Origin of the sequence: Streptococcus sp. HMSC034B03 (genome assembly GCF_001838575.1) — a bacterium.
GTDB classification, from domain to species: domain Bacteria; phylum Bacillota; class Bacilli; order Lactobacillales; family Streptococcaceae; genus Streptococcus; species Streptococcus anginosus.
Genome location: NZ_KV837637.1, coordinates 269,372 through 293,766, shown reverse-complemented (window position 1 = coordinate 293,766; position 24,395 = coordinate 269,372). Strand labels below are relative to the sequence as shown.

Here is a 24,395-nt window from a genome sequence, read left to right as displayed (position 1 = left end):
CTATCAGATTTAGTAATAAACGAATAACGCAGTAGGTGATTGGGCTCTTCATTCGCTGTTCAAGCTCGGAAGAGCACTTTTGGCGAAAACTTCGTTTTCTTCATCTGCAACCTTAAACAGCTTGATAACTGTTTAAGCACCCTTGCGGGGGTGGGACTACGAACTAAAAATTTTCAATTTTTAGTTTTGTCCCACTCCCTTTTCTGATTTTCAGGAGAAAAGATTGCTAAAAAACAAGAGGAGCAAAAGAATGTCTCAAGCGACAAAATGAACTTTAAAAGCTTCATTTAAACATTTTGTTATAAAAGCTATTAACAAAATTTACGATTCAGGACATTGTAGAAGATTGTGGGATCAATCGGATGACCTTTTACCATATATATGTGTGTGATTTGGTAGAATGGTCTTGTTTTGAGCTTGCTAAAAAGTAAAACGTTGCTGTCCAAGTAGATGTTTAAGAAATTTTATTAAATAGTAGAACTTTTCTCATTTTGTTCTTTTCTCTTGTGCTTGATTAAGTTTTTATTTATAATAATTCTAAATAAAGAGAAAAGAGAAGATTGACGATGATGAGAGAACAAGAAATTGATAAGAATTTTAGCGGTCGGCTTAATATTTTGCGAGCTGGAGTATTGGGGGCCAATGATGGTATTATTTCTATCGCGGGTGTGGTAATAGGGGTAGCAAGTGCGACAGAAAGTATTTGGATTATCTTTCTTTCTGGGTTAGCAGCAGTCTTTGCGGGAGCTTTTTCCATGGCAGGTGGTGAATATGTATCTGTCTCCACTCAAAAGGATACGGAGGAGGCCGCAGTTGTCAGAGAGCGAGATCTTTTAATGAAAAATCCAGATATTGCTAGGCAGTCGCTCTATGCAGCTTATATCCAGAATGGCGAGTGTGAGACTTCTGCCCAGCTTTTAACCAATCGAGCTTTTTTAAAGGATCCTCTCAAAGCTTTGGTAGCGGAAAAGTATGGTATTGAAGTGGAAGAATTTACTAATCCTTGGCATGCAGCAATCTCCAGCTTTATCGCTTTTGTAGCAGGAGCTATTTTTCCCATGCTGAGCATTGTCTTCTTTTCTGCTAGTTATAGAATTCCGACGACAGTAGTCATTGTTGCTTTATCGCTATTGGGAACGGGATACACCAGTGCTAAGTTAGGAAAAGCACCGATAAAAAATGCCATGATTCGAAACTTAGTCATTGGACTTTTGACTATGACAGTAACTTATCTTGTAGGTCAATTATTTGCTATTTAATTTCGAAATAAAAAACCTTTATGAGGAGTGATTTTGATTGTAGGTTATTCTATTTGACTTTATAGTCAATTCTTTTTAGAATTATCTGTCAACCACAATGCTGAAATCAATCAATTTTCTTACGATTGATAAGTATAGCATCAAATAAAATACAGGAATATATTTTCTTGCATTTTATTTTTTCTTATGCTATAATACAAGTAATGAATATGAAAGAGAGGCGAGGAAGTATCTTCGCCTCTTATCTGTGAGGAGGTGTAGTCTTATCGCAACGATTGTAGAATTGGTAAAAGAGGTTGTCGAGCCAGTCATCCAAGAGCCGTATGAATTAGTGAATATTGACTATGGTAAGATGGGGAGCGACCATGTTCTCAGTATTTTTGTAGATAAGTCGGGAGGGATTACCGTAAATGATACGGCAGATTTGACGGACATCATCAGTCCGCTTTTGGACACGATTAAGCCGGATCCTTTTCCTGAGCAGTATTTCCTTGAGGTGACGAGCCCAGGGTTGGAACGTCCGCTGAAAACGAAAGAACAATTAGCAGATGCAGTTGGGCAATATATCCATGTTAGTCTGTATCAAGCAGTTGATAAAAGTAAAACCTTTGAAGGAACATTGCTTTCTTTTGAGGAAGATCATTTAACAATGGAATATATGGATAAGACGCGTAAGAAAGTTGTTCAAATTCCTTACAAGCTAGTATCCAAAGCAAGATTAGCAGTAAAATTTTAGTAAAAAAAAAGAAAGGATTGCTTTTGTTTTTACAAAAGCGAAAAAGACATGAGTAAAGAAATGCTAGAGGCCTTCCGCATTTTGGAAGAAGATAAAGGGATTAAAAAAGAAGACATTATCGAAGCAGTGACAGAATCCTTGCGCTCCGCTTATCGTCGCCGTTATGGTCAAGCAGATAGCGCAGCCATTGAATTTAACGAAAAAACAGGAGATTTTCGTGTCTATACAGTTCGTGAAGTGGTGGACGAAGTTTTTGATAGCCGTTTGGAAATCAGCTTAAAAGATGCTCTTGCCATTAGCTCAGCTTATGAGCTTGGTGATAAAATCAAATTTGAAGAAGCGCCGGCTGAATTTGGTCGGGTAGCAGCTCAATCTGCTAAGCAAACAATTATGGAAAAGATGCGCAAGCAAACGCGGGCGATTACTTACAATAAGTACAAAGAGCATGAAAATGAAATCATGTCAGGAACAGTCGAACGTTTTGACAATCGTTTCATCTATGTCAATCTTGGCAGCATTGAAGCGCAGTTGTCTAAACAAGACCAAATTCCTGGAGAAGTCTTTGCTTCACACGACCGCATTGAAGTTTTTGTTTATAAGGTTGAGGACAATCCTCGCGGTGTGAATGTTTTTGTTAGCCGTAGTCATCCAGAGATGATCAAACGCTTGATGGAGCAAGAAATTCCTGAAGTTTATGACGGAACGGTTGAAATCATGAGCGTTTCTCGTGAAGCAGGTGATCGAACCAAGGTTGCGGTACGCAGTCACAACCCAAATATAGATGCAATTGGTACAATCGTTGGACGTGGTGGCGCAAACATCAAGAAAATCACCAGCAAGTTTCATCCAGCTAAGTATGATGCAAAATCAGACCGTATGATTCCTATTGAAGAAAACATCGATGTGATTGAGTGGGTAGCAGATCCTGCTGAATTCATCTACAATGCGATTGCTCCTGCAGAAGTGGATCAAGTCATCTTTGACAGTCAAGATAGCAAGCATGCTCTTGTCGTTGTGCCAGATAACAAATTGTCTCTTGCAATCGGTCGTCGCGGACAAAACGTACGCTTGGCAGCTCATTTGACAGGTTACAGAATTGACATCAAATCTGCAAGTGAATTTGAAGCTATGGAAGAAGCTGGTGAACTCGGCGGATTTGCTGAAGAAGTAGAAGAATTTACAGCAGTTGAAAGTCCTGTAGAAACAGAATTTGTGGAAAGTGAAGTTGAAGCAGCAGACTAAAGGAGGGAAAGAATGGCAAAAACAAGAAAAATCCCTTTACGAAAATCAGTAGTTTCTAACGAAATCATTGACAAGCGTGATTTACTCCGCATTGTCAAAAACAAAGAAGGTCAAATTTTCATTGATCCGACAGGTAAGGCGAACGGACGTGGAGCTTATATCAAACTTGATAATGAAGAAGCGCTTCAAGCTAAGCAAAAACGAGTCTTTAATCGCAGTTTCAATATGGAAGTGGAAGACGATTTTTACGATGAACTGATTGCTTATGTGGATCACAAGGTCAAAAGAAGAGAGTTAGGTCTTGAATAAGCAAAAACTAGCCAATTTACTTGGCTTAGCACAACGAGCAGGTCGCATCATATCGGGTGAAGAATTGGTTGTTAAGGCTATACAAGATAGGAAAGCAAAGTTGGTCTTTTTAGCCAACGATGCTGCTCCAAATTTGACCAAGAAAATTACTGATAAAAGTCATTATTACAAAGTAGAAGTATCAACCGTGTTTTCAACACTGGAATTAAGCACCGCAGTAGGCAAGGCAAGAAAAGTCCTTGCTGTTACTGATGCTGGATTTACAAAGAAAATGAGGTCTCTTATGGAATAGAAGAGGAGGACAAGATTTGTCTAAAGTAAGATTGTACGAAATCGCGAAAGAACTGGGAAAAGAAAGCAAGGAAATTGTGGCGCGTGCAAAAGAGCTTGGTATTGAGGTAAAAAGTCATGCCAGCAGCGTGGAAAGTGAAATAGCAACACGTATCACAGCTAGCTTTTCTCAAGCAGCAGCTCCTAAAAAAGAAACGACTCAAAAGCCGACTCAATCGTTGCCTAAAGAGCAAGCGTCAGCTCCAACGGCAGTGAAAGAAACGACCGAGGCTGAGAAGAAAGCAGAGCCGAAGGCAGTAGCTCCGACGCAAAAGTCGGAAGTGGAAGCGAAGTCGGCGTCTGCAAAACCAAAAAGTCGTAATTTTAAGGCTGAACGAGAGGCAAGAGCGAAAGAACAGGCAGAACGACGAAATAAACAGCGAGAAAATCGGCCACAAAAACAACAAAATGGTGAAAAGCGAAATCGAGAAGAGCGCAATCCGCGTAATAATCGAAACAACCAAAATCGAAATGACCGTTGGAATCGCAGCGAACAACGCGACAATCGCGATCATCGCAATCAGGATAATCGTCGTCAAGAACAAAATCGTTCAAATATTGCAAATCAGAATCGCCCTCAAACAAATCAAGGACCACGCATTGATTTCAAGGCGCGTGCAGCAGCTCTGAAAGCTGAACAGAATGCCGAATATGCTCGTGGAAGCGAGGAACGTTTTAAACAGGCTCAAGCTGCAAAAGCAGCTCAACGTGAGCAGAAGAAACGGAAAGAACCGGTAGAAGAATTATTCAAAGCAGCAGCGCCTATCGTGGAGGCTACGAAGCCGGCTCCACAGTCTCAAGTTGCCCCTGAGGCGGTTCCAACTCCTGCAGTTGATACTCGTCGGAAAAAACAAGCTCGACCAGACAAGAAACGTGATGACTTTGATCGCGAAGAAGATGGTCCAAGAAAACAACAAAAGAATCGAAGCAGTCAAAATCAAGTGAGAAATCAAAAGAATAGTAATTGGAATCATAACAAGAAAAATAAAAAAGGCAAGAATAATCGGAACAATAACCAAACTCCAAAACCGGTTACAGAACGCAAGTTCCATGAATTGCCAAAAGAATTTGAATATACAGAAGGCATGACCGTTGCAGAGATTGCAAAGCGGATTAAACGTGAACCAGCCGAAATTGTCAAGAAACTCTTTATGATGGGGGTTATGGCAACGCAGAATCAATCGTTGGACGGCGATACTATTGAACTTCTGATGGTAGATTATGGCATTGAAGCACATGCTAAAGTTGAAGTCGATAATGCAGATATCGAACGCTTCTTTGTGGATGAAGATTATCTTGATCCAGATGCTTTAGTAGAACGTCCGCCAGTTGTGACCATCATGGGACACGTTGACCATGGGAAAACAACACTTTTGGATACCTTGCGTAATTCTCGTGTTGCTACAGGTGAGGCAGGTGGGATTACACAACATATTGGTGCTTACCAGATTGAAGAAAATGGTAAGAAAATTACCTTCCTTGATACACCAGGGCATGCCGCTTTCACCTCTATGCGGGCGCGCGGTGCTTCTGTCACAGATATTACGATTCTTGTCGTAGCAGCAGATGATGGAGTCATGCCTCAAACAATTGAAGCGATTAACCATTCAAAAGCAGCCAATGTGCCAATTATTGTAGCGATTAACAAGATTGATAAGCCAGGTGCTAATCCTGAACGTGTCATCGGTGAATTAGCTGAATATGGAGTTATGTCTACAGCATGGGGCGGTGATTCTGAATTTGTTGAAATCTCAGCTAAGTTCAACCAAAATATTGATGAACTGCTCGAAACCGTTCTCCTTGTAGCTGAAATTCAAGAGCTAAAAGCTGATCCAAAGGTTCGCGCAATTGGTACAGTAATCGAAGCGCGCTTGGATAAAGGAAAAGGTGCAGTTGCAACCTTGCTTGTTCAACAAGGTACCTTAAATGTACAAGATCCAATTGTTGTTGGTAATACTTTTGGTCGTGTGCGTGCCATGACCAATGACCGTGGACGTCGAGTGAAAGTTGCGGGGCCATCGACACCAGTATCTATCACAGGTTTAAATGAAACACCAATGGCTGGTGACCATTTTGCCGTATATGAAGATGAAAAAGCAGCGCGTGCAGCTGGTGAAGAACGTGCAAAACGTGCTCTCATGAAACAACGTCAGGCAACGCATCGTGTTAGTTTGGAAAATCTCTTTGATACCCTTAAAGCTGGTGAAGTCAAGTCTGTCAATGTTATTATCAAAGCAGATGTGCAAGGTTCTGCCGAAGCCTTGACAGCTTCCCTTCAAAAGATTGAAGTAGAAGGCGTTAAAGTCACGATTGTTCACTCAGCAGTTGGTGCTATTAACGAGTCTGACGTGACTCTTGCCGAAGCTTCAAATGCCTTTATCATTGGTTTTAACGTTCGTCCTACCCCACAAGCTCGTCAACAAGCAGAAGCCGATGATGTCGAAATTCGTCTTCACAGCATTATTTATAAAGTCATCGAAGAAGTAGAAGATGCCATGAAAGGGATGTTGGATCCAGAATACGAAGAAAAAATTATCGGTGAAGCTGTTATCCGTGAAACCTTCAAGGTTTCTAAAGTCGGTACCATTGGTGGCTTTATGGTGGTTAGCGGTAAAGTAACTCGTGATTCTAAGGTTCGTGTGATTCGTGATGGTGTTGTCATCTTTGATGGTGCGCTTGCTAGCCTCAAACATTATAAGGATGATGTGAAAGAAGTTGGCAATGGGCAAGAAGGTGGTCTCATGGTTGAGAACTACAATGACATCAAGGTAGACGACATGATTGAAGCCTACATCATGGAAGAAATCACAAAATAAAATATGAATGGAAAAGAGACAGGCTATGGTTCATTAAAGTCTGCCTCAACCTTTTTCTAAAGTAAGTGAAAGGAGATATCATGGCAAATCAATTTCGTGTGGATCGTGTGGGCATGGAAATCAAACGTGAAGTCAATGAAATCTTGCAAAAAAAAGTTCGTGATCCGCGTGTTCAAGGAATTACCATTACAGATGTGCAAATGTTGGGCGACTTGTCAATGGCAAAAGTATACTACACGCTGATGAGCAACCTTGCTTCTGAGCAAGAAAAAGCTCAAATTGGTTTAGAAAAAGCCAAAGGAACGATCAAACGTGAATTGGGTCACAACTTGAAGATGTATAAAATTCCTGATTTGACATTTATCAAAGATGAATCCATTGAATACGGGAATAAAATTGACCAAATGCTCCGCTATTTAGAACAAAAATAAAACGTGATTTTAGCTATATCAATATATTTAAAAAGAAAGGAAATTCTATTTTTCTTTCTTTTTTTGATAAAAATGCTAAAAAAGGCTTGTTACTTTTACACTTATCCTTTAAAATAGAAAAGGAGATAATCCGCTACAGATTTTTCGGAGGAGAAAAGATGTCCATCAATTGGCAGCAAATTATATTTAGCTTTTTAGGCGGTTTAGGACTTTTCCTATATAGTATTCGGATGATGGGAGATGGTTTGCAGCAGGCTGCAGGGGATCGGCTTCGTTATTTCATTGACAAATATACCAGCAATCCATTTTTTGGTGTTCTGGTTGGAATTGGTCTAACAGCCTTGATTCAGTCAAGTTCAGGTGTGACAGTTATTACGGTTGGACTGGTAAGCGCTGGACTATTGACTTTGAAGCAAGCGATTGGGATTGTTATGGGAGCCAATATCGGAACGACAGTGACCTCCTTTATTATTGGTTTTAAGCTAGGTGATTATGCCTTACCCATTCTCTTTTTAGGAGCAGTCTGTCTCTTCTTTACCAAAAAGCGCTCTATCAATAATATTGGTCGTGTCTTATTTGGGGTCGGTGGGATTTTCTTTGCTTTAAATCTGATGAGTGGCGCTATGGAGCCATTGAAAGATTTAGACGCTTTCCGTGAATATATGATAAAGTTAAGTGGAAATCCAGTCCTTGGTGTGTTTGTAGGAACAGGGATTACATTGCTCATTCAAGCTTCGTCTGCTACCATTGGGATTTTGCAGAATCTGTATGCAAGTGGCTTGATTGAGCTAAAAGGAGCTTTGCCAGTTCTTTTTGGGGATAATATCGGGACAACGATTACAGCGATTATTGCATCTTTAGGTGCCAATATTGCAGCAAAACGTGTGGCAGGTGCTCATGTAATGTTTAACGTGGTTGGTACCATTTTGTGTTTGATTGTGTTAGGACCATTTACAAGCTTGATTCAGTGGTTTCAAACAGCTCTCCATTTAAGCCCAGAAATGACCATTGCCTTTGCTCACGGAACTTTTAATGTTACTAATACCATTATTCAATTTCCATTTATTGGCTTGTTAGCTACCTTGGTAACAAAACTGATTCCAGGTGAAGATGAAGTTGTGAAATATGAACCGCTTTATTTAGATCCGATTTTAATCAAACAAGCTCCGTCTTTGGCGCTTGGAAATGCCAAAAAAGAATTGCTGCATTTAGGACGTTATGCGATGCGTTCATTTGAGTTGGCTTATGATTATATTGTGAACAATACTGAAAAGTCAGCAGACAAGGGACACAAGGTAGAAGAAGCAATCAATAAGATTGATGAAGATCTCACACGTTACCTCATTGATTTATCTAGTGAGCCTCTTAGCCAAAAAGAAAGTGAAGTGCTGACAAATATTTTGGATTCATCTCGAGATTTAGAAAGAATCGGGGACCATGGTGAAGCGCTGATTAACTTGACTGATTATATCCGTCGGAAAAAGGTGGAATTTTCTCCAGCAGCTTTGCAAGAGTTGGAATTGATTTACAATATGACGCTCAGCTTCATAAAAGAATCATTGAAGTCTGTAGAAGATAATGATATTGAATTGGCCAATAGTTTGGTGGCTAAGCATGAAGCGATTGATAAAATGGAACGAAAGCTACGGAAAACGCACATTCATCGTCTGAACAGAGGTGAATGCTCTACGCAAGCTGGGGTGAACTTTATTGATATCATCTCTCACTATACGAGAGTAGCGGATCACGCCATGAACTTAGCGGAAAAGGTCCAAGCGGAACAAATTTAAGATTGAGAGACAAACTGCTGAGGTGGTTTGTTTTTTTGTACCCTACTTATCTTGTATGATCAAGTAGAAAGTTTATTAATAATGACTCTGTGAGATCAAGTTGGGTACACAAGAAAAAGTGGAACATCTGTGCTGTAATACTGGCTTGACTCTGTTATCAATCCAATGTGATAGAGCAAATAGAGGTAGAGTAGAACTTGAAAGATGTCACAGTTTATCTTTATCAAAGCTTACAAACTCTAAACCAGTTCATCAAGGAGAAAAATACCAATTTCGGAATATACTTTTTACTTTTGATTAAATCTTTCTTGTAAAATTGCATTTGTTAAACTATTCGAACCTCTTATTGCTGGCTATCAGTAGATTGTGGGTATTGAATTAGAAAAAGTTTTAGTATGTTCTATAAGCCAGACTCATGTTTTTTGATGAGAATATTATGGTGATGGGGAGATTGTCATAACTAGTTTATTAAGGATGTTCGGAAACTAGTCATATAAAAAGCCAATCCTCGTAAAGCGAGGACTGGCTGGTTGTTTAATTTATTATTAGAACAATATGTATTGAAAGTTAATTTAGCTGCTATGTACTGTATACATACATGATGTGAGAGAAGCTAAACATTAGCTCCTACTGAATTATTCAAAAGTAACCTTAATTGGTACTTTGGCTATGGTTTCTGTGATATCATAAATGACTTCTAAATTGCATTCTAAAACTTTTGGTTTGGTAATACTAGCTGCTTCTAAAGCATTTATTGGTAATTTAATACTACCTTCAGAAGTAGCAGAAGCTTTTAAGGTATCAGAGCAAATGATAATTTTGTGGTCATCATTATTGGAAATATTATTGACTTTACCATTACGAGTTTGCACTTCATATTCTTTATTGGAAGTATTTTTATATGCTAACTTAAGGGTATATTCATAATCATCTTTTTCTAGCCCTTTATAGGTAAGTGTGACACCTTTGCCTTCGTAAATAACTGTGTCAATAGCTGTGGTAGAAAATTCAATGGTTTTTGAGCTTTGTTCTGCTTTTTGACTAGAACTGGTCTTGGGTATTTCAGAAGATGATGTGTCTGTTGATTTCTTATTATTACCGCAAGCAACTAAAAGCAGAATGGTAAGTAAGGAGACAGCGACTGTAAAGACTTTCTTTTTCATGATACACCTCCAAAGATAAGTGTGCTAGGCGCAGACTAAAGTCGTTTAAAGCCGATTTGTCTCTTTTAAATTGGGAATCAGCTCCTTGCGACAAAAATCAACACAAAATACTTTTTCCATATTTATTATAACACAATACAGACAATTATTCAAATAAAAGATAGAACATAAAGACTTAAATAAGGTAGTAACCGGAAAGTCGAATATAAACTTGATGGTTTAGGTTGAGTGCCTTAATTGATTCATTTGACAGAAATTATCTATTTAGTACTAAAAATATGAAAACAACAAGAAAAAACAAGACGACTATAAGGTTGGTCTGAATTTAATATCGAAAAATATCTAGCAAACAAGACTTGCAAATGGAATGAGTACTAGTATTTGTCCTAAAATAAGCAGCATCAAAGTCAGCTCCTGCCAATATGGAATTTAGATCACTCTTTTAAACGAAGTGTACTACAAGTTTGTTAAATGGACAGTATAGAAAATAGTATAAACAGTAGTGTTTATACAATCACTTAAAATCTAGCAAGATAGGTCTATACCATTTACAAAAAGAAAAGAAAGCGATATAATGAAAGAGACATAATGAACAATGCGAGAGTGATTTAAAATACCATTTACAGTTGTCTAAAGTGACAGCTTATATAAACTCTCACTGAAAGAAGGAGGTTTTATTATGCCTAAATATATTCAAGCAGATCGATTTTTCTATCCCCATGGTATCCGTCAAGGTGGCTACTTGGAAATCACAGATGGTAAATTTGGCAAATGGACGAAAGCTATTCCGGCAGGTGCGGATGTGATAGATTATACAGGTTATTCTATCGCACCGGGACTGGTGGATACCCATATTCATGGTTTTGGCGGTGTCGATGTCATGGATAACAATATTGAGGGCACCCTTCATACGATGAGTGAAGGTCTCTTGACGACGGGGGTGACTAGTTTTCTGCCAACGACTTTGACTTCAAGCTATGAACAACTCTTGGCTGTGACAGAAAATATCGGTGCTCATTATCAGGAAGCGACAGGTGCTAAGATTCGTGGCTTATATTTTGAAGGTCCGTATTTCACAGAAAAATATAAAGGAGCCCAAAATCCAATTTACATGAAAAATCCTCGAATGGATGAATTTCGTGCTTGGAAAAAAGCATCGAATGGTTTGCTCAATAAAATCGCTTTAGCTCCAGAACGAGAAGGTGTTGAAGATTTTGTTCGAACCATTACTGATGAAGGCGTAACAGTTGCACTTGGGCACTCAAATGCAACTTTTGATGAAGCTAAAGTTGCGGTAGATGCTGGCGCTAGTGTCTGGGTTCATGCCTATAATGGCATGCGTGGTCTGACTCACCGTGAGCTGGGCATGGTCGGCGCTATGTACGAGCTGCCACACACTTATGCTGAGCTGATCTGTGATGGACACCATGTGGATCCAAAGGCTTGTGACATCTTGATGAAGCAAAAAGGGCATGAAAATGTTGCGCTCATCACAGACTGTATGACTGCAGGAGGCTTGGAAGACGGTGACTATATGTTGGGAGAATTTCCAGTAGTAGTCGCAAATGGAACTGCTCGACTCAAATCAACAGGTAACCTAGCCGGTTCTATCTTGAAATTGAAAGACGGGTTAAAGAACGTTGTCAAATGGGGGATTGCTAACCCACACGAAGCAGTTATGATGGCAACCCTCAATCCGGCTAAATCCGTTCATATTGAGGATGTTTGTGGTCAAATCAAGGAAGGACATGATGCAGACTTCATTGTGTTGGACAAGGATTTGGAACTGGTTGCGACCTACTTGGATGGCGAAAAGAGATACGAAGCTAAATAGAATCTTTTTATCTTGAAAGAGTTGGGAAACCGACTCTTTTCATTTTACTTTTTAAAATACATGTAGTTAAGAAAAGGTTTTTAAGGATTTGAATTGCAATAAGGGGCGTGATATAATGAGGTTATCTGAGTCGTATGCTCATGATTGTAGTTGGCATAACTTTTATTACTTATAGTTTTCTCGGCAGGGGAATGGCACCAACCAAGGAGAATGTCTTTAAACCCAAATCCTTGAAAAAGAAAGCTAAGAAATAGATTTTTTGTTGGAAGGGGTAGTTGACTGGGCTGCCTGCTTGCTTAATAAAGGAGACGGAGATGGAACGTTATCAATTAAACAATGGTGTAGAGATTCCGGTTTTGGGCTTTGGAACTTGGAAGGCTCAAGATGGTGAAGAGGCCTATCAGGCGGTGCTAACAGCACTTGAAGCAGGCTACCGACACATTGATACTGCGGCTGTTTATAAGAATGAGGGAAGTGTGGGTAGTGCAATCAAAGACAGTGGTATACCGCGAGAAGAGCTCTTTATTACGACCAAGCTCTGGAATGGTAATCATACTTATGAGGAGACTCAAGGAGCTTTTGCCCGCTCCTTAGAGCGTTTGGGGCTGGACTATCTGGACCTCTATCTTATCCACTGGCCCAATCCAAAACCTCTGCGAGAGCAGGAAGCTTGGAAGGAGCGCAATCGGGAGGTTTGGCGGGCTATGGAAGACCTCTATCGGGAGGGGAAAATCCGAGCTATCGGTGTCAGCAATTTCCTGCCTCACCACCTAGAGCCTCTGCTTGAGACAGCGCGTATTTTGCCTGCGGTCAATCAAATTCGTCTGGCGCCTGGTGTCTATCAGGCTGAAACAGTGGACTATTGTCGTAAGCATGATATTCTCCTAGAGGCTTGGGGTCCCTTCGGTCAAGGGGGACTTTTCCGCAATGAAGAAGTCAAGGCTGTGGCCGATAAATACGGCAAATCTGTCGCCCAAATCGCTCTGGCTTGGAGCCTGCAAGAGGGCTTCCTGCCCCTGCCCAAGTCGGTTACGCCTGAGCGAATCAAGAGCAATCTGGACTGCTTTGACATTACCCTCAGTCCAGCAGACCTAGAAGTGTTGAAAAACATTCAAGGTCTTGAAGGCGGCGCTCCAGATCCAGATAAGATGGATTTTTAGATGATGATTGACTGAAACTGTAATCAAAACTTTCTCTTCTGTGCGATAAAGAAATCAAAGGGCTGATTGAGGAGGTTATTGAGCTACTGGGAGTAGGAAGATAAGGAAGAAAAGAAGCAGTCAAGGCTTCAGTCAATATCATTTATCAACGTCCTACTCCAATCTAGGAGTCGAATCGTCTTCCTTACTAAAATTTGGAGGGAATCTAGCTTTCAGATAGTCCTATTTATGAAAATTTCCAAATAATCTATTCCTCGAATGACAGGATTTACTAAAATTGATTGGCATTCTATGTCTAGGATGACACTAATCACTAAAGTTTCTAGGTATTCTAAGTCTTGAATGCTCGGATGATTCGTTTTTTATAGACAAATAGTCCCCGTCGGAAGGTTTACTAGCAATCAGATGGGGATTTTTGCTGCCTTTTTTCTTTGAAAAAGAGAAAAATGCCTTTTCGGAGCTTAAAAACAACATTTCAGAGTAGCCTTGCCAAAGATTTATCACCACATGCTATACTTGTTTTATCATATTTGTGGAAAGGATTATTATGACAAAAACCTACACCATTCGCCCCCTGCCTTACAGCAACTTTACTAACCGTGAGTTTGAGAGCTTGATGACGGACTCTCATCAGGTTCTTACTAGCTTTGCCAAGTCCTACAAGGATGAGGCTATGTATGATGATCATCTTGAAGTCTTTGACAGTAAGCTGGAGCAATTCCAAGCCCAGTTGGCCAGCGTAGAAAATAAACAAACCTTGAGTCTAGCAGAAGTGGATAAGGAGCGGGACAGTGCCCTAGTCGGACTGTTTACCTTGCATAGGGGCTTTGCCAAAATCAAGGAGCCCAATCTCAAAGCTGCCCACGAAACCCTAACGCCAGTCCTTGCGAAGTATAAGGACATCACCAAGCATACCAACGATGTCGCAACTGCTGAAATCAAGAGTCTCCTCAAAACCCTCAAGGAGGAACCTTATGATGCAGCAGTGACTACCTTGGGTCTTCTGCCGATGCTTACCGCCGTGGCAACAGCTCAGGAAGACTATGACCGGGCAGAAACTCTGGCGCGTGCAGCCAAGTCCAGCAAAGAAGTCGGCAAAACCAAGCAGTTGCGTACCGAGCTCTCCCGTATCTATGACCTCTTTATGCGCTATACCGCAGCCTCCGCAGAAGCCTATCCCGAAAAACTCCACTTTGCTAAACTCCTCAAAGACCTCAACACCATCCGCGACAGCAAGCGCCGCCTATCCAGTCCAAGCAAGAAAGCAAAAACGGAACAAGTGGCAGAGATGGCAGGGTAAAGTCAATCCCTTAGAATGATTTCTAGGGGATTTTTGGTGGTTTCGTGGTATAATTCTATCAAAAGAAACCTACACAAACTTGATGAAACTGCAGGTGAGTGAAAAATGGGAAGCGAATTATTATGAACGAAGAAAAATTATTGGGAAATATATCATTTATACTTTCTATTACAAGAAACGATGGAAGCAAAGCAAATTTTATATATAATAACTAATTTTACCGACGATTTTGATAATTCTGAGATATTCATACCACTTTTCCCGTTTTTATCATCAATTTGTTTAGGCTGGATTGAGAAGTTTCAAGAACAAGGAATCATTTTAGAATTACCAAACATCAGAGATGTAAACCTTGTAACCATGATGAAAAAAATTAGAATTGGCGTGAAGCTCTATTCTGATAATAAATTTGCAAAAGCTTGTAATAAGTTAAATAATAGTGCGGTTGAAAGAAAGCGCCTATTAGAGTCGAACTATAATTTTTATCAAAAATTTTTTGTTTATTGCTTTGTGCAGCACGATTTGGGAGTTTTACTATTGATGATATTCCTTATGGAAACATTAGTCAAATGAGTATATATTTTGAGGTTAAATAAATTTACAACTATAGAAAAGTGGGAACAAGAAATAGAACCAATTTTTATTGATTATTCTCGTGATCTGTCTGCTTTTATCAATTCGGTCACTTCAAATTTTGAAAAAGATTTTAATTTAGATCCAGCAATGAAACTGGATATTTCAAGTTGTAAATTAAGACATATTGATAAGTTTTTAATGGATAACAGAAGGCAAGATATTTTACTAGGGAATCTGCCACTTGAAGTTCAATTACAGTTATTCAATATTCTATGTCAGAACAATTTTCTAAATAGCTTATTCCCGAAAGTATTCTAAAATAAAGGTAATATATTCTATCGTTCAAAAATCCAATCTTATCTAGTTAGCGTCAATTCTTTAGCAAAAATTTTAAGTAAATATTCCAAAAGTATTAATTCTGGTTTAGCAGAAAAAATACAAACTACTATTTACGTAAAAGGTAATATTTTCTTAGAGATAGTCAATTTAGAAATAATATTTTTCATTATTCTATTAAAGAAATTCCTTATTCCCAGTTTTCAACTCCGGACAATTATTTTAGGGATTTTATTGAGTATTATGTAGATATTAATTTTGACAATTTCATGAAAATAGTTGATGAAGAGATAGATAAAATTAATGAAGTTGTTGAGGAATTAATAAAATATAGATAAAGGAGAATTATTGTGGTTGATACTATTTGGATTTTGGGAATGGTTTTGATATTGTGATGGTACGAAAAACGTCTTTTCTTTATGTGTGCTAAACGAAAGAATGCTAGAAGATAATTGAAAAGTTAGGGAGAAGAGATGAATTTATTGACTATTAGAGGATTTATTGGTACAATTTTACTATTTTGTATGTATTATTTTCTAAAAAAGATTCGGATGAAAATAATTTAAGGCTTTATTTGTCCTGATATACAACATAAATCTCAGGATATATTGAATATTTTAAACGATGAATATTCTTCAAAATTTAATAAACTATTAGATGAAAAGGGTATATCAATTGATAATTAAATGAAATTTGGAGTATAGGTGATAGAAATTATTATGGATAAGGTAGATATTTGTCAAAACTTGGGTAATTTTTTAAATTCACAGTTTATCAGTTCAACGCTTGGAGCATTGGTTGGTGGTGGGATAGCTGTGTATGTCGCACATATCCAGAATAAACAACAAACAAAGCAATTACAAGAAGAACATAAGCTACAACGAGAATATTTTGATAAACAAGAGGAAAACGAACGAGAACGCATCTTCTTACAATTTACGATTGAACGAGCTGAAAGATCTTATCAAATTTTGAATGAGTTGAAAAAGGCTGAGACAATGTTTCGTGATGAGGGGATATGGTTTGTCGAAAATGTTGCAGAGAAATTGGATTTCAAAACTGAGTTCGTTAAATATTATTATAAACACTTAATTAATAAATATTATCACTATATAGATTTAAGAGATGATTTGTTATTAAGTATCGTCATTCAAGATGATGTCAAACTTTCTCAGTTAAAAACAGCAGTTAATGAGGAAGTTGTCCTATTTAGTAATTTTTTTGAAAAAATTTCTAAGGTAAATAACTTTGATGAATATACAAAAATTGCCGATGAATTCTCGGAGAAAACGAGATTAATTGAAAAATGTGATGAATTTAAAACCTACTTAACTAAATATATTAGGGATAGTACATTTAGATTAGTAACCCCAGAAAAAATGGCTGAAAAGATATTAAAACAAACAACGGGAAATTCAAAAATTCAATTTGAAATTGTGAGAAAGCAAGAAATGAATGAACAAGGTAAAAAATAGATTTGAAAACTTTAGTGAAGAGTGCAAGAAAGAAAAATTAGACACTTTTGTTGACTTTTTTTGATACCCAATGTAAAATAAAATATTTTCCTTTTACAAATTTCCTATTTCTTGCTATAATGTTTTGTATGAAAGAAGTCTCATGCAATTACTTGCTAGCGAGTCTGGGATGGTGGAAGCCAGATAAGAGCTAAATGAAGATGGAGCTTTCGGTAAATTTTAGTCCTTGATGTTATCTTAAGGCTATATTAACAATGAAGTAATAAACTAGGGTGGAACCGCGTTTTGACGCCCCTATACAAATCTGTATAGGTATCGTGTCAAGTGCAGTTCTGCTTTTTGTTTTGTCAGTCAAATTGATTCACTTGTTGACGCTAGTGTTATTTCTACTATAAACTCAGGTTAGTAAGAATATTATCATAAAAAGAATGGAGTATCTTATGTCAAAGAAGTTGACTTTTCAAGAAATTATTTTAACGTTGCAGCAATTCTGGAATGATCAGGGCTGTATGCTTATGCAGGCTTACGATAATGAAAAAGGTGCTGGTACCATGAGTCCTTATACTTTCTTGCGTGCCATTGGTCCTGAGCCGTGGAATGCAGCTTATGTAGAGCCTTCACGTCGTCCAGCAGATGGACGTTACGGTGAAAATCCGAATCGCCTTTACCAACACCACCAGTTTCAAGTTGTGATGAAACCAAGTCCAAGTAATATTCAAGAGCTGTATTTGCAGTCTTTGGAGTTATTGGGAATTAATCCGTTGGAACATGATATTCGCTTTGTAGAGGACAATTGGGAAAATCCTTCAACAGGTTCTGCAGGTCTAGGATGGGAAGTATGGCTTGACGGTATGGAAATTACGCAGTTTACTTATTTCCAACAGGTCGGTGGTTTGCCTACCAACCCAGTGACATCTGAAGTTACCTATGGTTTGGAGCGTCTGGCATCTTATATCCAAGAGGTGGATTCTGTTTATGATATTGAATGGGCTGATGGCGTAAAATACGGAGAAATCTTCCGCCAACCAGAATTTGAACATTCAAAATACAGTTTTGAAGTGAGCGACCAAGCTTTGCTTTTAGCAAATTTTGATCATTTTGAAGCAGAAGCGAAACGCTGTTTAGAATACAATCTCGTCCATCCTGCTTATGATTATGTGCTGAAATGTTCTCATACTTTTAATTTATTGGACGCTCGCGGAGCTGTTTCTGTGACAGAACGTGCAGGCTACATTGCTCGCATTCGCAATTTAGCACGTATTGTTGCTAAAACTTTTGTGGCAGAGCGCAGACGACTGGGCTATCCATTATTGGATGAAGCAACACGTGAGAAGTTATTGGCTGAGGAGGAATAAAAATGACAAAGAATTTATTGGTTGAGTTAGGGCTAGAAGAAATGCCAGCTTATGTTGTGACACCAAGCATGAAGCAATTACGTGATAAAATTGCAGCCTTTTTAACAGATAATCGTTTAACTTTTGATAAGATTGAAATGTTTTCAACTCCTCGTCGCTTGGCTGTGCGCGTGTCCAATCTAAGTGAAAAGCAAACAGATTTAACAGAAGATTTTAAAGGACCAAGCAAGAAGATTGCTTTGGATGCAGATGGTCATTTTACGAAAGCTGCGCAAGGCTTTGTTCGTGGAAAAGGCTTGACGGTTGAAGATATCACATTTCGTGAAGTAAAAGGCGAAGAATATGTCTATGTCACCAAGCAAGAAATCGGAAAACCTGTTGAGGAATTGATTGACGGAGTTGCCGATGTGCTGACCTCTCTGAGCTTTCCGGTCAATATGCACTGGGGCACCAATACATTTGAATATATTCGCCCCGTTCATACCCTAACTGTGTTGTTGGATGATGAGTCCTTTTTGATGAATTTGTTTGATATTGAAAGTGGACGGACAAGTCGGGGTCATCGTTTTCTCGGTCATGAAGTGAAGATTCAGTCAGCAGATTCTTATGAAGAGGACTTGCGCAAAGTTTTTGTCATTGCCAGCCCAATGGAACGCGAAAACATGATTTTGGATCAAATCAAAGAAATCGAGAAAATGCACAATGTTCATGTGGAGATTGACGAAGATTTGCTGGATGAAGTGCTGAATTTGATTGAATACCCAACCGCTTTTATCGGACGTTTTGACGAGCGTTACCTAGATGTACCTGAGGAAGTCCTTGTGACTTCCATGAAAGTCAATCAACGCTACTTTGTTGTTCGTAACGAAAATGGCAAGCTACTTCCATATTTTGTATCGGTACGTAACGGAAATGCAGAACATCTCGAAAATGTGGTCAAAGGGAATCAGAAAGTGTTGGTAGCTCGTTTGGAAGATGCAGAATTTTTCTGGCGCGAAGACCAACGATTGGTTATTTCTGATTTGGTTGAAAAGTTGAAAAATGTGACCTTCCATGAAAAAATCGGCTCTCTAGCAGAGCACATGGAGCGAACAGCAAAAATTGCAGCCCTTTTAGCAGAAAAAGCTCAGTTATCTAAGCAAGAAATGAAAGACGTAGCGCGAGCTGCAGCTATTTACAAGTTTGATTTGTTGACTGGTATGGTTGGTGAGTTTGATGAGCTGCAAGGTATCATGGGGGAAAAATATGCCCTGCTTGCAGGAGAAAACACAGCAGTAGCTAGAGCTATTCGAGAGCATTATTTACCAACTGCCAGTGACGGTGAATTGCCAGACACGAAAGTTGGTGCCATTTTAGCCATTGCAGACAAGATGGATACGATTCTTTCTTTCTTCTCGGTCGGACTCATTCCAAGTGGTTCAAATGATCCTTATGCTCTTCGTAGAGCAACGCAAGGTGCCGTGCGTATTCTTGATAAATTTGGTTGGCACATTGCTTTAGATGAATTGGTAGAAGAGATTTATGCGCTGCAATTTGACAGTCTCACATATAGCAATAAAGAACAAGTGCTTGATTTCTTCCGTGCACGTATTGAAAAAATGATGGACAGCGATGTTCCAAAAGATATCGTGTCTTCTGTTTTAAATAGTTCAACGTTTGTTGTGCGGGACTTGGTTGAAGCAGCAAGTCGTTTGGCAGAAAAAGCACAAGAAGATTCTTTCAAATCGTCGGTCGAAAGTTTAGCACGTGTCTTTAACTTAGCAGAAAAAGCAGAAACGGCTGGTGTTGTGGACGAGAGTCTCTTTGAAAATGCCGAAGAAAAAGCCCTTCATGCAGCAGTAGAAAACTTAACGTTATCTGATGACTTAACAGATAATATTGAGCAACTCTTCGCTTTAAGTCCAGTGATTGACGCTTTCTTTGACAATACTATGGTTATGGCTGAAGATGAAACAATCCGAGCAAATCGTTTGGCACTCATAGCTGCCTTAATGACGAAAGCCAAAAAAGTGGCACAATTTAACCAAATCAATACAAAATAATCCAAGGAGGGAAAAATGGAACCAAAGAAAATCGAACGTATCAACGAACTTGCCAAAAAGAAAAAAACAGTTGGTCTAACGCCAGAAGAAAAAGTAGAGCAAGCTAAATTGCGTGAAGAATACATTGAAGGCTATCGTCGTAGCGTTCGCCACCACATTGAAGGGATTAAAATTGTGGATGAAGAGGGCAATGACATCACGCCAGAAAAACTTCGCCAAGTCCAACGTGAAAAAGGCTTGCATGGTCGAAGTTTAGATGATCCAAATTCGTAATAAAGGCAGCAAAAATCGCCGAGAAACATTCTCGGCGATTTTTGCTAGGCTATTTTGTAATATCTTCAAAATGGTCAAATGTTTGACTGTCAATAACTGCCATCAACAATTCGTCCTTTTTAAAGGTATAGTCAGGTGATGTATCAATGTTGAGAACACCGTCGGGCATTTCTCGAAAACCAATGATATTGAGGTTGTAGTTTTGACGAAGTTTTAATTGGGCTAAATTCTTACCAATCCAAGACTGAGGTGGATAAAATTCGATAATAGATACATTTTTATCTAGTTCAATGACGTCAGTCGTAGCTTGATGCAGGATATTTTTTGCAAGTGAAATTCCTGTTTCACGCTCAGGGGAGATACAGCGATCTGCTCCGACCTTTAGCAGCACTTCACGGGTTGTTTTACTTTTCACCTTGGCAATTACTTTTTCAACGCCTAATGATTTGCAGTGCATGACGGCAAGGACACTCGATTCTAGATTGTCACCAGTAGCGACCACTACCGTATCACAGGTATCAATTCCTGCAGCTTGCAGCAAATCGTGGTCTGTAATATCTCCGACCACGCCTCGTGCTAAAATGGGTTCAAAATGGTTGATGACATCTTCATGATCGTCAACAGCGATAATATCGCAGTTGTATTTACGGAGCGTGTTAATGATACTGCGACCAAAAACTCCTAGTCCTAGTATGCCAATTGTTCGTTTATCCATGAAATTCCTTCCTATCCGATAATAATATTTGCGTTGGAAAATTTAATCGTATCTTTTTTCTTTGATTTTCGATTGGAGAGACTAACGATTAGGGTCAGTGGTCCAATTCGTCCGATAAACATCAAAAACATAATCACCGTTAAGGCGGCATGATTTAAAGTAGGCGTTAGATTTGCCGTTACGCCTACCGTTCCAAGAGCGGACATGGCTTCAAACATTAAGTAAATAAAGCGATGTCCGTTATCAGCGACCATAGTCAAAAAAGTCAAGCCAATGATAAAGGTTGTTGTAAAGACAATCAAGACACTAAAGGCTTTTTGAATGGTAGAGGGAGAAAACGTATGGTGTCCAAAATTAGTATGAGGCAAGCCAAGGATTTCCGTTCGGGCAAAGGCTAATACGACCAAAAAAGTAGTGATTTTCAGTCCCCCTGCTGTTCCTCCGGGAGCACCCCCTAGAAACATTTGAATGATGTAAAGGAGAAGTGTCACTGGGCGAGCTTGTGTATAGTCAATTGTTGCAAAGCCGGCCGTCCGCATGGTGACGGTTTGAAAGAAGCTGACTAAAAGTTTCTTTTCAAAGGGAAGTCGACCAATAGTAGCTGTATTTTGATATTCTGTCAGAAATGTCAAGCAGGTTCCACTGATTAAGATGAGAGCTGTTAAAGCAAGAACCAATTTTGTGTGAAAGCGTAATTTCCGCTTGTGTCCTTTTGTCTGGATATTTGTTTTTAAGTCAAACCAAACTGAAAAACCCAAGCCTCCCATGATAATCAAGGCAGCAATGGTCAAATTGACCAAGGCATCTGTTTTATAAGCTAGCAAGCTAGTGCTTCCTAAGTTGTCAAATCCAGCATTACAAAATGCAGAGATAGCAAGGAAAATGGAGGTTAGAAGTCCTTTTCCCCATCCTAAAAGGGGGACAAAGCGAAAACTGAGGATAAATGCTCCAAGAGCTTCAATGCTGAAAGTAATGAGAAAAATGGAGCGAAGAAAGTCGCGAATAGAATTTGTCTCATCTCGACTAAGACTTTCTTGTAAAGTAGTACGATTGGAAAAACTGAGTTTCTGATTGGAGCGGACATAAATCAGCCCAATAAAGCTAATCAGCCCCAATCCGCCAATCTGAATGAGGAGCATACAGATAATCTGTCCCCAAACATTGTAAGTATCTGCAACAGACTGCGTAAAAAGCCCCGTCACACAGACCATTGAAACTGATGTAAAGAGGTGGTCAAAATAATTAGCTTTAGAAGTCGCTGTCTGCATAAAAGGCAGATTTAAAAGAAGAGAGCCCACCACAATTACAAGGGCAAAGCTCAATAAAATGCGCCTAGCAGGAGATAATCTTGATAAAAAACGTGACATTCGTATCTTCCTTCATAGAATAATGACTTTATTTTACCACAAAGCAGCTTAAAAAACGAGAAGGAAGGCGCAAGAAGTCTAATCCTTCTTCAAAAATTTTCGACCGAGAAAGATGCAGCAAGCAAACACTGCCACATCTATCCAAAACAATATCGGATCTGTCAAGGTGAAGAAAAAGTAGAAGGAAATGATAAAGAGAATAGCTAGAAGAGGTAAGATAATTTTTTTGTATTGTTGAAGATTCATTTGAATTTAGTCTTTCTATTTTTTACTTGTTCCAAAAAAGTGTGTTTAGGTCTGTCTTCAAAGCTAGCGCTAAACTAATGCAAAGTTCTAGTGTGGGATTATATTTGTTGTTTTCAATCATGTTAATTGTCTGCCGCGAAACGCCGATTTGTTTGGCAAGGTCTAGTTGCGAGAGTCCTAGATTTTTTCGGAAATCTTTCACGTGATTCATGCATTTCTCCTTATCCTAGTGTCAAATATAAGTGACTTTTGCCCTTTTATTATAAATATATTCGGGAAATATGTCAAGTATAATTGACAAAAAACTTTACATGATTCTAAAATTCTTTTTTTAAATCTTTGTGGTATAATAGTAAAGATATGACAAATGAATTTCATCATGTAACAGTTCTTCTGCACGAAACCATTGATCAACTTGATATAAAACCAAATGGAGTCTATGTTGATGCAACATTAGGTGGAGCAGGGCATAGCGAATATTTATTGAGTAAATTAGGAAAAAACGGTCATCTATATGCTTTTGATCAAGATCGGACTGCTATTGAGCATGCTCAAAAACGCTTAGCGTCGTATGTTGAACAAGGAATGGTGACTTTTATCAATGACAATTTTCGTCATTTAAAAGCTCGCTTGAATGAACTAGGTGTTGAAGAAATTGATGGTATTTGTTATGATTTAGGAGTTTCGAGTCCGCAACTTGATGAGCGTGAGCGTGGCTTTTCCTATAAACAAGATGCTCCGCTTGATATGCGAATGAATCGTGAGGCAAAGCTAACAGCTTATGAAGTAGTTAATCAATATAGCTATCATGATTTAGTGCGGATTTTTTTTAAGTATGGGGAAGATAAGTTTTCAAAACAAATTGCTCGTAAAATTGAGCAAATGCGTGAAAAGAAACTGATTGAGACCACTACGGAGTTGGCAGAGATTATTAAATCTGCTAAGCCTGCCAAGGAATTAAAGAAAAAAGGTCACCCAGCTAAACAGATTTTTCAAGCCATTCGTATTGAGGTCAATGATGAGTTGGGAGCGGCAGACGAGTCCATTCAACAGGCGATGGATTTATTATCGGTTGATGGGCGGATTTCTGTGATTACCTTTCATTCGTTAGAAGACCGCTTGACCAAGCAACTTTTTAAAGAGGCATCAACAGTGGATGTGCCGAAAGGTTTACCATTTATTCCAGAGGATTTACAACCTAAAATGAAATTGGTCACTCGGAAACCCATTTTACCAAGTAAAGAAGAACTAGATAACAATAATCGCGCGCATTCAGCTAAGCTGCGTGTGGCACAAAAAGTACATAAGTGAGGATTGAGATGGCAAATAATAGACCAAGAACGGCCAGTCAGATACTTCAGGCGCGTATTCAAAGATTTTCTCGTGTTGAAAAGGCATTTTATGGCGCTATAGTCTTGACGGCAGTTATCTTAGCGACAAGTGTTGTCTTTATGCAGACAAAATTATTGCAAGTGCAGCGTGATTTAACAACTGTCAATTCAAAAATCGAGGCGAAGCGAACAGAGTTAGATGATGCCAAGCAAGAGGTTAATGAATTGATCCGTAGTGAACGTTTGTCAAAATTAGCGAGTTCGCAAGAAATGACTCAGAATAATGAAAATATCAGAACGGCGGAGTAG

Annotated in this window: 23 protein-coding genes; 19 read left to right on the top strand and 4 right to left on the bottom strand. The window is 38.9% G+C overall.

Features of this window, described 5'->3' with window-relative positions:
* The first annotated feature begins 569 nt into the window (after positions 1–569).
* From HMPREF2634_RS09340 to HMPREF2634_RS09305, 8 genes are all read left to right on the top strand, one after another.
* Positions 570–1,259, top strand: coding sequence for a VIT1/CCC1 transporter family protein (locus HMPREF2634_RS09340; protein ID WP_003025968.1), 690 nt, complete (start codon positions 570–572; stop codon positions 1,257–1,259).
* A gap of 247 nt (positions 1,260–1,506) precedes the next feature.
* Positions 1,507–1,995, top strand: coding sequence for a ribosome maturation factor RimP (gene rimP, locus HMPREF2634_RS09335; protein ID WP_003025965.1), 489 nt, complete (start codon positions 1,507–1,509; stop codon positions 1,993–1,995).
* A gap of 48 nt (positions 1,996–2,043) precedes the next feature.
* Complete coding sequence (gene nusA / locus HMPREF2634_RS09330; protein ID WP_003025963.1) at positions 2,044–3,237, top strand: transcription termination factor NusA; 1,194 nt, start codon at positions 2,044–2,046, stop codon at positions 3,235–3,237.
* A gap of 12 nt (positions 3,238–3,249) precedes the next feature.
* Positions 3,250–3,546: an RNase P modulator RnpM gene (rnpM, locus tag HMPREF2634_RS09325; protein WP_003025961.1), complete on the top strand. Its 297-nt coding sequence runs from the start codon at positions 3,250–3,252 to the stop codon at positions 3,544–3,546.
* The gene (locus HMPREF2634_RS09320) at positions 3,539–3,838 is read left to right on the top strand and encodes a YlxQ-related RNA-binding protein (RefSeq protein WP_003025959.1); all 300 of its coding nucleotides are present in this window, start codon (positions 3,539–3,541) and stop codon (positions 3,836–3,838) included. Before rnpM ends, HMPREF2634_RS09320 begins: the two co-directional genes overlap by 8 nt.
* Positions 3,839–3,854: 16 nt before the next feature.
* Positions 3,855–6,692 (top strand): translation initiation factor IF-2, encoded by a 2,838-nt coding sequence (infB, locus tag HMPREF2634_RS09315; protein ID WP_070836501.1) that lies wholly within the window; start codon positions 3,855–3,857, stop codon positions 6,690–6,692.
* An 80-nt stretch (positions 6,693–6,772) separates the two neighbouring features.
* Positions 6,773–7,123 (top strand): 30S ribosome-binding factor RbfA, encoded by a 351-nt coding sequence (gene rbfA, locus HMPREF2634_RS09310; RefSeq protein ID WP_003025954.1) that lies wholly within the window; start codon positions 6,773–6,775, stop codon positions 7,121–7,123.
* A gap of 158 nt (positions 7,124–7,281) precedes the next feature.
* The gene (locus tag HMPREF2634_RS09305; protein WP_041331896.1) at positions 7,282–8,913 is read left to right on the top strand and encodes a Na/Pi cotransporter family protein; all 1,632 of its coding nucleotides are present in this window, start codon (positions 7,282–7,284) and stop codon (positions 8,911–8,913) included.
* A gap of 635 nt (positions 8,914–9,548) precedes the next feature.
* On the opposite strand, the gene HMPREF2634_RS09300 is transcribed toward HMPREF2634_RS09305, so the two are convergent.
* Complete coding sequence (locus HMPREF2634_RS09300; protein ID WP_021001289.1) at positions 9,549–10,076, bottom strand: hypothetical protein; 528 nt, start codon at positions 10,074–10,076, stop codon at positions 9,549–9,551.
* A gap of 679 nt (positions 10,077–10,755) precedes the next feature.
* On the opposite strand from HMPREF2634_RS09300, the gene nagA reads away from it, so the two are divergent.
* From nagA to HMPREF2634_RS09260, 9 genes are all read left to right on the top strand, one after another.
* On the top strand, positions 10,756–11,910 hold the full coding sequence (nagA, locus tag HMPREF2634_RS09295; protein ID WP_003025948.1) for an N-acetylglucosamine-6-phosphate deacetylase: 1,155 nt from the start codon (positions 10,756–10,758) through the stop codon (positions 11,908–11,910).
* 314 nt (positions 11,911–12,224) lie between these two features.
* The gene (locus HMPREF2634_RS09290) at positions 12,225–13,070 is read left to right on the top strand and encodes an aldo/keto reductase (RefSeq protein WP_070836500.1); all 846 of its coding nucleotides are present in this window, start codon (positions 12,225–12,227) and stop codon (positions 13,068–13,070) included.
* A 547-nt stretch (positions 13,071–13,617) separates the two neighbouring features.
* Positions 13,618–14,370, top strand: coding sequence for a DUF6261 family protein (locus HMPREF2634_RS09285; RefSeq protein ID WP_003025945.1), 753 nt, complete (start codon positions 13,618–13,620; stop codon positions 14,368–14,370).
* A 180-nt stretch (positions 14,371–14,550) separates the two neighbouring features.
* Positions 14,551–14,943: a hypothetical protein gene (locus HMPREF2634_RS10290; RefSeq protein WP_235044318.1), complete on the top strand. Its 393-nt coding sequence runs from the start codon at positions 14,551–14,553 to the stop codon at positions 14,941–14,943.
* Between the two features lie 9 nt (positions 14,944–14,952).
* Positions 14,953–15,264, top strand: coding sequence for a hypothetical protein (locus HMPREF2634_RS10285; RefSeq protein ID WP_004224255.1), 312 nt, complete (start codon positions 14,953–14,955; stop codon positions 15,262–15,264).
* 737 nt (positions 15,265–16,001) lie between these two features.
* Entirely contained in the window at positions 16,002–16,757 is a 756-nt protein-coding gene (locus HMPREF2634_RS09275; protein ID WP_003025943.1) for a hypothetical protein, read from the top strand.
* Between the two features lie 440 nt (positions 16,758–17,197).
* Positions 17,198–18,112: a glycine--tRNA ligase subunit alpha gene (gene glyQ / locus HMPREF2634_RS09270; protein WP_003025941.1), complete on the top strand. Its 915-nt coding sequence runs from the start codon at positions 17,198–17,200 to the stop codon at positions 18,110–18,112.
* Between the two features lie 2 nt (positions 18,113–18,114).
* Positions 18,115–20,154, top strand: a complete 2,040-nt coding sequence (glyS, locus tag HMPREF2634_RS09265; RefSeq protein ID WP_021001290.1) for a glycine--tRNA ligase subunit beta — start codon at positions 18,115–18,117, stop codon at positions 20,152–20,154.
* Positions 20,155–20,169: 15 nt separating this feature from the next.
* The gene (locus HMPREF2634_RS09260) at positions 20,170–20,427 is read left to right on the top strand and encodes a DUF896 family protein (protein ID WP_003025937.1); all 258 of its coding nucleotides are present in this window, start codon (positions 20,170–20,172) and stop codon (positions 20,425–20,427) included.
* A 49-nt stretch (positions 20,428–20,476) separates the two neighbouring features.
* On the opposite strand, the gene HMPREF2634_RS09255 is transcribed toward HMPREF2634_RS09260, so the two are convergent.
* The 3 genes from HMPREF2634_RS09255 to HMPREF2634_RS09245 form a co-directional block, all read right to left on the bottom strand.
* Positions 20,477–21,142 (bottom strand): potassium channel family protein, encoded by a 666-nt coding sequence (locus HMPREF2634_RS09255; RefSeq protein WP_003025935.1) that lies wholly within the window; start codon positions 21,140–21,142, stop codon positions 20,477–20,479.
* Positions 21,143–21,153: 11 nt separating this feature from the next.
* Entirely contained in the window at positions 21,154–22,509 is a 1,356-nt protein-coding gene (locus tag HMPREF2634_RS09250; RefSeq protein ID WP_021001291.1) for a TrkH family potassium uptake protein, read from the bottom strand.
* 268 nt (positions 22,510–22,777) lie between these two features.
* Positions 22,778–22,966 carry a helix-turn-helix transcriptional regulator gene (locus HMPREF2634_RS09245; RefSeq protein WP_057489574.1) on the bottom strand — a complete coding sequence of 63 codons (189 nt, stop codon included), beginning with the start codon at positions 22,964–22,966 and terminating at the stop codon, positions 22,778–22,780.
* 149 nt (positions 22,967–23,115) lie between these two features.
* Between HMPREF2634_RS09245 and rsmH the strand changes: the two genes are divergently transcribed.
* Entirely contained in the window at positions 23,116–24,066 is a 951-nt protein-coding gene (gene rsmH / locus HMPREF2634_RS09240; protein WP_057489575.1) for a 16S rRNA (cytosine(1402)-N(4))-methyltransferase RsmH, read from the top strand.
* 8 nt (positions 24,067–24,074) lie between these two features.
* On the top strand, positions 24,075–24,395 hold the full coding sequence (gene ftsL, locus HMPREF2634_RS09235; RefSeq protein ID WP_003025928.1) for a cell division protein FtsL: 321 nt from the start codon (positions 24,075–24,077) through the stop codon (positions 24,393–24,395).

Excerpts from the sequence above, each read along its gene's own strand:
- HMPREF2634_RS09340 (WP_003025968.1), top strand. The coding sequence starts at position 570 with ATGAGAGAACAAGAAATTGATAAGAATTTTAGCGGTCGGCTTAATATT.
- nusA (WP_003025963.1), top strand. The coding sequence starts at position 2,044 with ATGAGTAAAGAAATGCTAGAGGCCTTCCGCATTTTGGAAGAAGATAAA.
- rnpM (WP_003025961.1), top strand. The coding sequence starts at position 3,250 with ATGGCAAAAACAAGAAAAATCCCTTTACGAAAATCAGTAGTTTCTAAC.
- rbfA (WP_003025954.1), top strand. The coding sequence starts at position 6,773 with ATGGCAAATCAATTTCGTGTGGATCGTGTGGGCATGGAAATCAAACGT.
- HMPREF2634_RS09305 (WP_041331896.1), top strand. The coding sequence starts at position 7,282 with ATGTCCATCAATTGGCAGCAAATTATATTTAGCTTTTTAGGCGGTTTA.
- HMPREF2634_RS09300 (WP_021001289.1), bottom strand. The coding sequence starts at position 10,076 with ATGAAAAAGAAAGTCTTTACAGTCGCTGTCTCCTTACTTACCATTCTG.
- nagA (WP_003025948.1), top strand. The coding sequence starts at position 10,756 with ATGCCTAAATATATTCAAGCAGATCGATTTTTCTATCCCCATGGTATC.
- HMPREF2634_RS09290 (WP_070836500.1), top strand. The coding sequence starts at position 12,225 with ATGGAACGTTATCAATTAAACAATGGTGTAGAGATTCCGGTTTTGGGC.
- HMPREF2634_RS09285 (WP_003025945.1), top strand. The coding sequence starts at position 13,618 with ATGACAAAAACCTACACCATTCGCCCCCTGCCTTACAGCAACTTTACT.
- HMPREF2634_RS10290 (WP_235044318.1), top strand. The coding sequence starts at position 14,551 with ATGGAAGCAAAGCAAATTTTATATATAATAACTAATTTTACCGACGAT.
- HMPREF2634_RS09275 (WP_003025943.1), top strand. The coding sequence starts at position 16,002 with ATGGATAAGGTAGATATTTGTCAAAACTTGGGTAATTTTTTAAATTCA.
- glyQ (WP_003025941.1), top strand. The coding sequence starts at position 17,198 with ATGTCAAAGAAGTTGACTTTTCAAGAAATTATTTTAACGTTGCAGCAA.
- glyS (WP_021001290.1), top strand. The coding sequence starts at position 18,115 with ATGACAAAGAATTTATTGGTTGAGTTAGGGCTAGAAGAAATGCCAGCT.
- HMPREF2634_RS09260 (WP_003025937.1), top strand. The coding sequence starts at position 20,170 with ATGGAACCAAAGAAAATCGAACGTATCAACGAACTTGCCAAAAAGAAA.
- HMPREF2634_RS09255 (WP_003025935.1), bottom strand. The coding sequence starts at position 21,142 with ATGGATAAACGAACAATTGGCATACTAGGACTAGGAGTTTTTGGTCGC.
- HMPREF2634_RS09250 (WP_021001291.1), bottom strand. The coding sequence starts at position 22,509 with ATGTCACGTTTTTTATCAAGATTATCTCCTGCTAGGCGCATTTTATTG.
- HMPREF2634_RS09245 (WP_057489574.1), bottom strand. The coding sequence starts at position 22,966 with ATGAATCACGTGAAAGATTTCCGAAAAAATCTAGGACTCTCGCAACTA.
- rsmH (WP_057489575.1), top strand. The coding sequence starts at position 23,116 with ATGACAAATGAATTTCATCATGTAACAGTTCTTCTGCACGAAACCATT.
- ftsL (WP_003025928.1), top strand. The coding sequence starts at position 24,075 with ATGGCAAATAATAGACCAAGAACGGCCAGTCAGATACTTCAGGCGCGT.